Raw genomic sequence first — 10683 nt, 5'->3', positions numbered from 1 at the left:
TTCGTAGACGGCACCTCGCCCCGCCGGGGGTCCAGCATCGTCGCCTGGTCTAGCGCCCGGCCCAGCGCCTTGAACAGCGCCTCGGCCTGATGGTGATCATCCCGGCCATACAACACCCGGGCGTGCAGGTTCATCCGCCCGTGCACCGCCAGCGTCTCCAGGAAATGCGGGATGAGCGACGTGCCCATCCGCCCGATGGCAGGCGTGTGCCACTCCGCCTCGATCACCGCGTACGGCCGCCCGCTGAGGTCCACGGCGACGAACGCCAGCGCTTCGTCCATGGGCACATACGCATGCCCCATGCGCACCAGGCCGCGCCGATCCCCCAGCGCCTGGTCCAGCGCCTGCCCCAGGACGATAGCCACATCCTCCACGGTGTGATGTTCGTCCACCTCCAGATCCCCGCGCGCCGTCACCTCCAGATCGAACAGCCCATGCACCGCCACATGGCTGAGCAGGTGATCCAGGAAGCCCACGCCCGTCTGCACACGATGCTGGCCCGTCCCGTCCACGTTTAACGTGACCTCGATCTCCGTTTCCCCTGTTTGGCGCCGAACATGAGCCACGCGACTCATTACCGTGCCCTCCCCTTACCCATTACGTAATACGTATTACGTAACACGTAACGCCTCCACCAACCGATCCGTATGCTCCGGCCGGCCCACGCTGATGCGGATGCAATCGGCCACCCCCGGCTTATTGAAATACCGAACCAACACGCCGCGAGCCTCCAGCGCGTCCCGCAGCTCACGGGCATCCCGCCCGACCACCCGACACAGGATGAAGTTCGCCTGGCTGGGGTACGGCCGCAGGAAATCGAATCGCCCCAGCTTCTTTGCCATACGCTCTCGCTCGGCCACGATCTTCGCCACATTGGCGCGCAGGTAATCCGCGTCCTCCAGGCTGGCGATCGCCGCGGCCGCCGCCGCCACGTTCACATTGTACGGCTGCTTGATCTTCCACAGATGCTGGATGATGTTCTCCGGGAAGGCCCCGTAGCCGACCCGCAACCCGGCCAGCCCAGCCCACTTGCTGAACGTCCGCAACACAATCAGGTTCGGGTAATCCCGCACCCACTGGATCACGCTGTGCCCGGCGAACTCCGCGTACGCCTCGTCCACCACGATCACCACGGGCAGGCGCAGCAGACGGCGCAGGACATCGTCGGGCATGAGCGATCCGTCCGGGTTGTTGGGCGAGGTGAGGAAGAGGATCTTGGGACGCTCCTTCTCCACGGCCGCCTCGATGGCCTCCACGTGCAGGCTGAAATCATCCTTGCGGGGCACGTCGATCACGCGGCCGCCCTGCAGCGCGCCGTCAAAGGCGTACATCCCGAACGTCGGCGGGCAGTTGATCACGCCATCGCCCGGCCCCACGAAGACCCGCAGGACCAGATCGATCAGCTCATCGGCGCCATGCCCGGCCAGGATCATCCCCTCGGGCATGTCCACATAATGGCTGATCGCCGCCCGCAAAGCGTGCTGCCCGGGATCCGGGTAAATGTGATAATAGCGATAGCGCGCCAACGTCTCCAGCACCCGAGGAGAGGGGCCATACGGGTTCTCGTTCGCGTCCAGCTTGACGATCTCCTCCGGAGGGATCCCCAGCCTCCGGCTGAGCACGTCGATGGGGACAATGGGCTTATACGGCTCCAACGACGCGACCTGGGGACGCACCAGCCGCTCCACCTCGATCGGCGCCACTGGCGATTTGATGTAGGTGATTTCCTTCGTCATGTGAATCTCCGATCTCCTCGATCTCCCGCCAGCTTCCGGATAACGAAAACGGCAGACGCAGCACGGAAGCCTTACGCAACACGCAATACGGACTACGCGTTGCGTGTTGCGTATTGCGTGTTGCGTATTGCGTGTTACGCCTCACGCTCCACGCGCCCCGCTCTCCGCTTCACGCTCCGCGCGCGCCCGCGCAGCCGCCGCGTGAGCCGTCAGTCCCTCAGCGTCCGCCAAGCGCGCGGCCACCTGCCCCAGCGTCCTCCCAGTCTCCTCGTCCAGCGCCACCAGCGAGATACGCTTCACGAAGTCGGCCACGCTCAACGGCGACGCGAACCGGGCCGTACCCTCCGTCGGCATGGTGTGGCTGGGGCCAGCAACGTAATCGCCCAACACCTCGTACGAGCCCTCGCCCAGGAAGATGCCGCCCGCGTTGCGCACTTCCCCCGCCCAGCGCCACGGGTCGCGCACCAAAAGGCACAGGTGCTCGGGGCCGTACTCGTTCGCCAACTCGACGGCCTGCCGGAGATCGGCGGTGATCACGATGCCGCCACGCCCTGCCAGCGACTGCGCGATGATCTCCGCCCGGCTCAGCGACTCCATCTGCCGGGCCACCTCGACTTGCACGCGCTGGGCCAGCGCGCGGGACGGCGTAAGCAGGATCGCCGTCGCCAGGACGTCGTGCTCGGCCTGCGCCAGCAGATCCGCCGCGGCCAGCGCCGGGTCGGCCGACTCATCCGCGATCACCATCGTCTCTGTGGGGCCGTACAGCCCATCGATGCCCACCGCGCCGTACACCTGTCGCTTGGCCAGCGTGACGAACAGCCCGCCCGGCCCTACGATCTTATCCACCCGCCGCACCGTCTCCGTGCCAAAGGCCAGCGCGGCGATGGCCTGCGCGCCGCCGATGGCGTACACCGCGTTCACACCGGCGACGTAAGCGGCGGCCAGGGTCACGTCGGGGACCCGTCCCGTCGTGCGATCCGGCGGGGTCGCCACCGAGACCCACGGCACACCCGCCACCCGCGCCGGGATCGCCGACATCAACAGGGACGACGGCAGGGGAGCCGTCCCCCCGGGAACGTAGCAGCCCGCCGCGTCTACCGGGCGTACCAACTGTCCCAGCGCGCCATGCGGCCCGAAATCGACCCACGAGCCCACGGGCTGCTTCTGGTGGAACGCCTCGATCCGCTCGGCCGCCAGTCGCAACGCGTCGAGCAGCTCGGGCTCGATACGCCCAGCCGCGGCCTCCCACTCCGAGGGCGGCACGGCGATGGACTCCAGATCGACGCCATCGATGCGCGCCGTCCACTCCCGCACAGCCGCATCCCCGCGGCGTCGCACATCGTCCAGCACGCGCGCCACCGCCTCATCCGGCGTCAACTCCTCGCCAAAGAAGCGGCGAATGCCCGCGCGCACGCTCTCCGGGACCCCCTGATCGGCCCAGAGCACGCGCCGCAGCACGGTACGTCGCGCCTCCTCCACATCGTCCAAGATCCGAAGCAACACATCAGGCGTCATCGGCAGACCTCATCTCGGCTACAGTTCGGCGCAGATCCTCGATCAGCGCAGTGATGGCTTCCTTCTTCAACGCATAGGCCGCCCGATTGGCGATGAGCGCGGCCTGGCTATGCAAGATCGTGCGCAGCTCCACCAGGCCATTCTCCCGCAGCGTCCGCCCGGTCTCCACCATGTCCACCAGTAGATCCGCCAACCCCACCAGCGGCGACAGCTCGACGGAACCGGACAACAGGATGATCTCGGGGGAGACGCCCCGTTCCTGGAAGAAGCGATGGGTCAGATTGGGATAGCTGGTGGCCACGCGGGGGCTGGGTTCCAGCCGCAACGGGGTATCCGGCCGATCGGCCGGGGCCGCCACGGACAGGCGACAATAGCCGAACGGCAGCAACAGCGGCTCGTACACGTCCCGCTCCACCTCCCGTAGCACGTCCGTGCCTACGATGCCCAGATCGGCCGCGCCGTACTCCACGAAGACCGGGATGTCTTTCGGTTTGACCAGCACGGCCTCCAGCCGTCCCGTCCCATCCGACACGAGCAGGCGCCGGGTGCGCTGCACGCCCTCCCGAAAGTCGTACCCCGCTCGGGCCAGGAAGTCCAGGGAGGCAGAGAGCAATCGCCCTTTGGGCAGCGCGATCCTCAGCCGATCCATGCGCGCACCTCGCTTTCCCAGGCAGCCGGCTCGATGATCCGGGTCTCAGCATCCGTCACCAACCGCACCCGGCCCGGCCCCTCGCACAGGGCCACGCGCGGGATCCCCTGTCCCCGGGCGTACGCCACCAGATCATCGACGGACCGCCCCAGCACGTCCAGCGCCGCACGCGCCCCCAGCGAGCGAGCCCGTCGCACCAGCGACAGGCATTCCATGTGGCCGCAATCCTGGAAGATCACATCGATGGGCGGCGCCGCCTCAGCCTCCGTCTGGTGATCCAACGCCGTCAGCAGGCGGTCCACGGTCAGGGCGAACCCCACGGCCGGCTGGTCCGGGCCGAAATGGCCGATCAATCCGTCGTAGCGGCCGCCGCTGGCCAGCGGGAACCCGACCCCGGGGGCGAATGCCTCGAACAGGATGCCCGTGTAGTATGCCATGCCTCGTACCTGCGCCAGATCCAGCACGACGTGATCCGTCACGTCGTACTGGCACAGCCGCTCCCACACCTGGCGCAGGTTGGCCACCGCCGCGGCCATCTCCTGATTCAGAGCAATCCGCCGGGCCTCATCCAGCACCTCTGGGCCACCGGTCAGCATAGGCAAAACGGCGATGGCCTCCCGCGCCGGGCCATCGCCGTCGAAATCGGCCAGGATCGCCTCCATCTCCGCCTGGCTCCTGCGATCCACAGCGACGCGCAACCGCTCGGCCGCCTCCGCTGACAAGGACAACGCGGCCAGAAGCCCTCGGAAGAAGCCGATCTGTCCCAGGGTGATGCGGAAATCCGTCAATCCTGCGGCCTGCAGCGCCCCCACCAGCAGTGCGATGACCTCCGCATCCGCCGCAGCGCCAGGCGCGCCCACCAGCTCCACGCCCGCCTGAGTGAACTCGCGACGCTGCCCGGCTCTGGGCTCTTCATAACGGAAGACGCTCCCTATATAGTGGAACCGCAGAGGCAACGGTTGATCGAACAGCTTGACGCCAACGATGCGCGCCGTAGGGATGGTGAGGTCCGGACGCAGCGCCAGGGCCCGCCCGTCCCGGTCGAAGAAACGGTACATCTCCTCGGCCAGGCGCACGCCCGCCTCGGATGCCAGGGTGTCCGCGTACTCGAAGGTAGGGGGGATCACCGGCCGGTACCCCCAGCGGGAGAACGCGTCCCGCAGGATGTTCTCCAACGCCAGCTTCTGTTCCGCGGCCGCGAAGAACAGGTCGGCCACGCCGGGCGGCAACTCCCCACGTACAGGTTTGCTCAGTCTCACCAGGAAAAGCTCCTGTCCACAAAAAATAAAAAAGACTAGTTGGATCAACTAGTCTTTCCGGGCGAGCGAAACCCGAGCGTCAACGATCGGTTGCGCTCACCCAACCCGATGATGATGTGCGTCACAGGCAAAGAAACGCCGCATGATACTCCCTCACACGGGATCACCCGGAGTGTAGCACAGCGGAGAGGGATTGTCAAACAACCGACGGTGGCTTCCCCTTCCCAAACGTCGCTATCCCGGCCAAGACCACCCCAGCTGGCAGCTCAACTTCTCCGCTTGCGGCTGCAAAGCCACACTCCCCCGCCGTAGCCGCTCGTCCCCTTCGGCTCAGGCTCGGATCCCTCCGGGTCCCATGTCATCCACATACATCATATTAGGAGGACCACGACCGGTTCCCTCATCCCTCATCGTCCGCGATGAGGATCAGTTGCACGGCATCAGCCCCGATCACAGCCGCGCCCCTCATGGGGGTAAACGTTCGAACGGCGTCGTTTTCATCGCTCACTTCCCGCACCGCGACCGCGTCATCCGCCACCGCCCGGCCATCGGCGAAGGCCAGGCACCAGGAGACGGCCGCGTCGCCCGGGTTGGCGACCAACACGGCGATCTCCCCCTCGTCATCCCGCCCGGCGAGCACCCAAAGATCCCCCACCTCGGCGTCCCCCACGGGCACCACGCGCACCGCCAGCCGCTCCGGGTGATCCGCCATCTCGGACCACAGGGAGAAGGCCAGAGCCATCCGCTTGGGACGCCCATCGGCGTAGAACAGACCATACCCTGCGGCCATGTCCGGCCCGGTATCCCCGCCGCGATAGAACGTGGCGACGTCCACGCCCTGATCCTGCAGGCCGATCCAGGCCGCCGTCATCAGCGCAGCGCCCTTGGCGCCCGCTCGCAACGCCACGGCCTCCTGTCTTCCCACCTCACGCACCGACGTATTCCATTCGGTGATGTGACTCTCCGCCTCGGCATAGCCCATCTCGTCCAGGAGGCCACGATAGAAGGCGGCGGCCTCCGCAAAATCTTGCGGCTTGTTGGCATACATATGCCAGGAGAGGAAATCGATAGGAACGTTACGGTCCCTCATATACTGCAGGAACTCGCGGACAAACTGCTGTCCACGGGGCACCTTGGCCCCGCTCGGGGCGAAACCCGGCCCTCCCACCTGCAGATCGGGGAAGGCCGCCTTTAACGCTCTGGCCGTCTCCTCGAAGAGCTGGAGGAACTCCTGCCGGGTACGCGGCGCCGGCCAGAAACGTGGGTGATCAGGCTCGTTCCATATCTCCACGTAACGAACGTCGGCGGTGAAGCCGTCCCACTTGCCCTCCGTGTAATGACGCACCACTTCCACCGCAGCGCGCGCCCAATTGGCTCGCTCCATGGGGGTGGATGGCGGGGCAACGTTATTCCAGGAGTCGCCCAGGCGCAGATAAGGCTCAAAGCCGCCCTCCAGAATGGCCCGGAAGATGGCATCGCTCTCCATGAAGCGATAGGATCCGGGATCCGAGGGATCCTTCGTCCGATCGGGGTAGATGACGGACATATCCAGGGGGCCGTAGAAGTCGTGGGTGCGTACCATCGTCACGCCGATATCCTGATACGCCGCGGTCAGGTCGGCGTTGCCGGGCGCCCCCGAGGGAACCGGGCCAGCGTTCACGCCCAGAAGCGGCCGGATCGGGCTCTCCGGCTGGGGATCGCCGATGACGAGGGCCACGGCGAGCGTCTCGGATCCGTGGACGTCTGAGGTAGGTATACGCGGCAGGGGGCCCCAGGCGTCGGAGTAGGCGAGGGGGACGGAGCCGTCCCCCCCAGAGTGTAGATATCGACCTCAGCGGTTTGCATGTACCCAGCGTAGAAACGGGCGCGCGCCGCGTCCAGGGCCACATAAGGCGGCACATACGTCAACGCACGCAGATCGATCCGATCCTTTACGGCATAGGTGTCCCGGTCGAGGATGTACAAGCGAAACACCCGGGGCTGCTCATCGGAAGTCGCGCATCGCGGCTGGCATGTGGGCCGCCGGGCATCCACCGACGACCAACTCGCGCCGGCCGATGGCCGCTCGGAGGAGGCGGATGCCACGCCGATGGTGTACAGGAGATCAGACGCCGCGTCCAGGCCGACAACCACCTGGCCGCCATCGGCGGGGAGCTGGCCGATATACGTGTCCGTAAGCGTGTCGATGATCAGCGGCCCCACATAAAGGCGATGGCGGCCGCTATCGACCCATAGGAGGAAATCGTTGAAATCACGATCCCAGCTCCACGAATAGCCGGACAGATCGATGGTGCGCAGGTACGCATAGCCGCGATCCCCGTCGAAGACATCCACCTTTCGAGCGCGAGCGGACAGCACGTACAGCTTGTTCAGGCCCTCATCCACGGCCGGCTGCAGATGCCCCCGACCATGGAGGTCCGCCTTCGCATCAAAGCTGGGCACATCCCGGATCGTGGCCACCACCTCCAGACGCTCCCCGTCCACGATGACGATGCGGTCGTGCTCCGGGTGTGTGGTGATCACCCGGTGGTGGGTCGCATCCACGATCTGGTTGCTGATGGTATCCCGGGTGTCAGCCAGCCCCAGCCACACGGAGCCCAACAGGGTGGGATTCGGCGGGTCCGAGGAGAGATCGTAGGCGAAGACCATGCCGTCATAGTGGCTGAGCACGTACAGACGATTCAGCCCCGGATCCACATCCACGGCGGTGGGCCAGCCGCCGGCCTCGAACTCGCTCCAGGCGCCCGTGTCCGGCCGGTAGGCGATCACCGTGCTTCCGCCCAGGCGATTTGCCAGATAGATGGTCCCATCCGAGGGAGCCACGGCGACGTCCTCCACGCTGTTCCCCACATCCACCTTGCCTAGAACCTGATAGGTACGGGCGTCCACCACGACCACCTCGCTGTACTCCATGCCGGGGGTGTAAAGCTTCCCAGTGAGACGATTCAGCGCCAGATGCTGAGCTCCCCCCGTCCCCAGATCCACCTTTGCCTCCAGGCGGCCGGTGTTCGCATCCACTACGGACAAGGCGCTACGAATAGGGGAGATCCCCTCTCGAGAGAGCACGTAGACCTTCCCCGTATCCGCCCAGTAGATCGGCTCCCGAGCCCCCTCAGGCAGGACGACCGCACGCTCTACGGCGCCACGAGCGGAGAGGATGAACAGTCGCGCCCCCGTGGTCACGAAGAAACGGCCGGTCGCCGGATCCCGATCCACGAAGTCGGCGGGCCGGCCGAACGGATTCCGAAAGGAGATCGGTTGCAGCGCGGCCAGGGCGCGCGTGTCGATGACGTACAGCCGGGACCGTTGGGCCGCCCCCGGGTCGTCGGAATCCACCACATAGAGGCGACGCCCCTCACGATCAAGCACCATGCCGCCGATCCGGTTCGCGCCCAGGTCGATCACGCGCACCAGAGCCAGCGTCTCAGCGTCGTACACGGCCACCTCGCCCGACGCCCGCATGCTCACGTAGAGACGCTCCGCCCCAGCATCCACCACCATCTGAAAGGGATCACCCGGCAGCGTGACCGGGCCGGTGATGGCACCGGACTGCGGGTCCACCGCCCGCAGGGTCCGCTGATGCCAGTCGGCGACGTAAAGGATGCCACGAGTGGGATGCACGGCCAGATACGTCCGGTGCGAGCTCGTCTCGTCCATGCCGCTATCCAGGCTGGCGACCAGGGTATCAGCCTCCCCATCGATCACGGCGATACCTGAGGTGAGAATGCCCTGCACATAGATCCGATTGCGGGCCTCATCCACAGCCACATCGAAGATCTTCAAGTGATTGCCCATTTCGGCCGTCCAGCCATGCAGGGCGTTCAGAGAAACCGTGCTCCGGCGAACCGGCGCGGCAGGAGGCGGCGATGGGGTCGGCGTGGGCGTCGGCGTCGCCGTGGCGGTGGGCGTGGGCGTCGCCCCCGCGCTACGGGCACGATCCGCCATCTCATGCACCGCGGCGGCGAAGTAGGCGTCCTCCAGCCCATCAGGATAAGCATACAGGGTGGTATCGCTCCAATCCGCCGGGGCGACGTTCGCCGCGTTATCCGGCAGGTCCGTGCGGCCGCTGAGGCTGGAATCGACGGCCACCACGTAACGGCGCGCCGGGTTGATCTTGACCCAGGCCCCAGCCCGATCCCATCCCTCAAAGGCCTGCCGGATATGGGGATGATCTGGAGCGGCCTGGACATGATCGACCACGCTGGCCAGCACCATCCCCTCCAGGTCGGGGATATGGGTCAGAGCAGCCGAGTAAAGGCGCACCGCCTCTCGCAGATCCCAGAAGGCGCTGACCTCCGCCAGCGTGGCGATGTTCGTCGGCCACCCTCCCCGGAAGACCCCATAATCGACCAGCGCCTGGGTGACCGGACGGGAGTAGTACCACTTCACGCCGTCCGTGTAGCCGGCGAGCGGGAAGTCCTCATCCATCTCGAGCGTGCCGTTCAGGTCCAGATCCGGCGTGCGACAGCCGTTGCTGGGGTCCACCACGGTGGTGTAGCGCCCATCGCCATTGCCGTCCAGGAAGACGGGATGACGAGGCGATCGAGGGTCGTAAGCGATCTGGCGGTAGTCCACGCTTAACATCAGGGGGCCATATCCCCCATAGCGAGGGTTAACGGTGAACAAGGCCGCCCGACGCCCGCCCGGACAGTCCAGCCTCACCCCACCCAGATCCACCGTGGCGATCTGGCTGGAGACGGGAGACTCCCACTGAACGATGTAGCGCAGGTGCCCCGCCAGATCGCCCCCATGCTTCGCGGCCACGGCGACGACGATGTTGCCGCCGTTGGAGCTCCCCACCAGGCCGATGTTGTCATGCAACACGGGCATCGGCACCACATCATCGATCGTGCGGCCTCGAGAGTCGGTCAGATCACCGGCAGCGTATCGGATGACGTCCCGCAGGGCGGCGATGCTGTCCGGGCCACGATAGTCGTAGGTCCCATCGCTGCTCCGCCCGGCGACGGGGTCGGTGCCGCCCGGGAAGAGGAAGACGATGCGGATCATATCGTCGGCCTTCGACAGCGGGGGGCGCAGGGAGCCCGCGTCCGAGCCCCCAGGGACGAAGATGACCACGGGGGCTCCCTCGGCATAACGGGCCCGGTCATCCGACGCGGGGGCGAAGATGCGCACGGCTAAGGTGCCCTCAGGGACGCCGGTGCTATCCGAGGGCAGGTCCACATCCACGACGATGGACCTGGCGGGGCTGGCGCCGGCGGCAGCGTGGCTTCCCACCGGCGCCAGCGAGAACACGAAGATCGGAACAAAACAAATCAGGCTAAGAAGGGAAACGACACGACGGTTCATGATCCCGCTCCTGTCTCCACGTATAGTCCTTCCTCGAAAGGATGACGCAACTCCTTTGCAAGTTGGGCCGTTTGCTGTTATGATAGAGGGGCTACATTATCAGGCATGAAAAAAAGTGTAACGAAATCGTAAATTTTCCCGGCCCCCTCTACATCTACAATATAACCGCCGACAACGCAGCACTGGACCAGGGATGGTCCCTCTCCACACAAAGCCA

General features: G+C 66.0%; 7 protein-coding genes. All 7 read right to left on the bottom strand.

Annotation, left to right across the window (positions count from 1 at the left end; translation table 11 throughout):
• Positions 1-575 (bottom strand): imidazoleglycerol-phosphate dehydratase HisB (gene hisB, locus GXP39_19855; GenBank protein NOZ30289.1); only part of this gene is annotated, 575 nt, incomplete at its 3' end.
• A gap of 36 nt (positions 576-611) precedes the next feature.
• Positions 612-1736 (bottom strand): histidinol-phosphate transaminase, encoded by a 1125-nt coding sequence (gene hisC / locus GXP39_19850; GenBank protein ID NOZ30288.1) that lies wholly within the window; start codon positions 1734-1736, stop codon positions 612-614.
• Between the two features lie 141 nt (positions 1737-1877).
• Positions 1878-3239, bottom strand: a complete 1362-nt coding sequence (hisD, locus tag GXP39_19845; protein NOZ30287.1) for a histidinol dehydrogenase — start codon at positions 3237-3239, stop codon at positions 1878-1880.
• 1 nt (position 3240) lies between these two features.
• Positions 3241-3900 carry an ATP phosphoribosyltransferase gene (locus GXP39_19840; GenBank protein NOZ30286.1) on the bottom strand — a complete coding sequence of 220 codons (660 nt, stop codon included), beginning with the start codon at positions 3898-3900 and terminating at the stop codon, positions 3241-3243.
• Positions 3888-5159, bottom strand: a complete 1272-nt coding sequence (gene hisZ / locus GXP39_19835; protein NOZ30285.1) for an ATP phosphoribosyltransferase regulatory subunit — start codon at positions 5157-5159, stop codon at positions 3888-3890. The genes GXP39_19840 and hisZ overlap by 13 nt, the downstream gene beginning before the upstream one ends.
• Before the next feature lie 400 nt (positions 5160-5559).
• Complete coding sequence (locus GXP39_19830) at positions 5560-6876, bottom strand: hypothetical protein (GenBank protein ID NOZ30284.1); 1317 nt, start codon at positions 6874-6876, stop codon at positions 5560-5562.
• The gene (locus GXP39_19825) at positions 6816-10466 is read right to left on the bottom strand and encodes a hypothetical protein (protein NOZ30283.1); all 3651 of its coding nucleotides are present in this window, start codon (positions 10464-10466) and stop codon (positions 6816-6818) included. Before GXP39_19825 ends, GXP39_19830 begins: the two co-directional genes overlap by 61 nt.
• Positions 10467-10683 lie beyond the last annotated feature (217 nt).

This window comes from Chloroflexota bacterium (assembly GCA_013152435.1).
In the GTDB taxonomy this organism is placed as follows: Bacteria; Chloroflexota; Anaerolineae; order DUEN01; family DUEN01; genus DUEN01.
This window is presented reverse-complemented; position numbering and strand designations above follow the sequence as displayed.

Bases quoted from the DNA above. Each gene is read 5' to 3' on its own strand.
- hisC (NOZ30288.1), bottom strand. From the start codon at position 1,736: ATGACGAAGGAAATCACCTACATCAAATCGCCAGTGGCGCCGATCGAG.
- GXP39_19840 (NOZ30286.1), bottom strand. From the start codon at position 3,900: ATGGATCGGCTGAGGATCGCGCTGCCCAAAGGGCGATTGCTCTCTGCC.
- GXP39_19825 (NOZ30283.1), bottom strand. From the start codon at position 10,466: ATGAACCGTCGTGTCGTTTCCCTTCTTAGCCTGATTTGTTTTGTTCCG.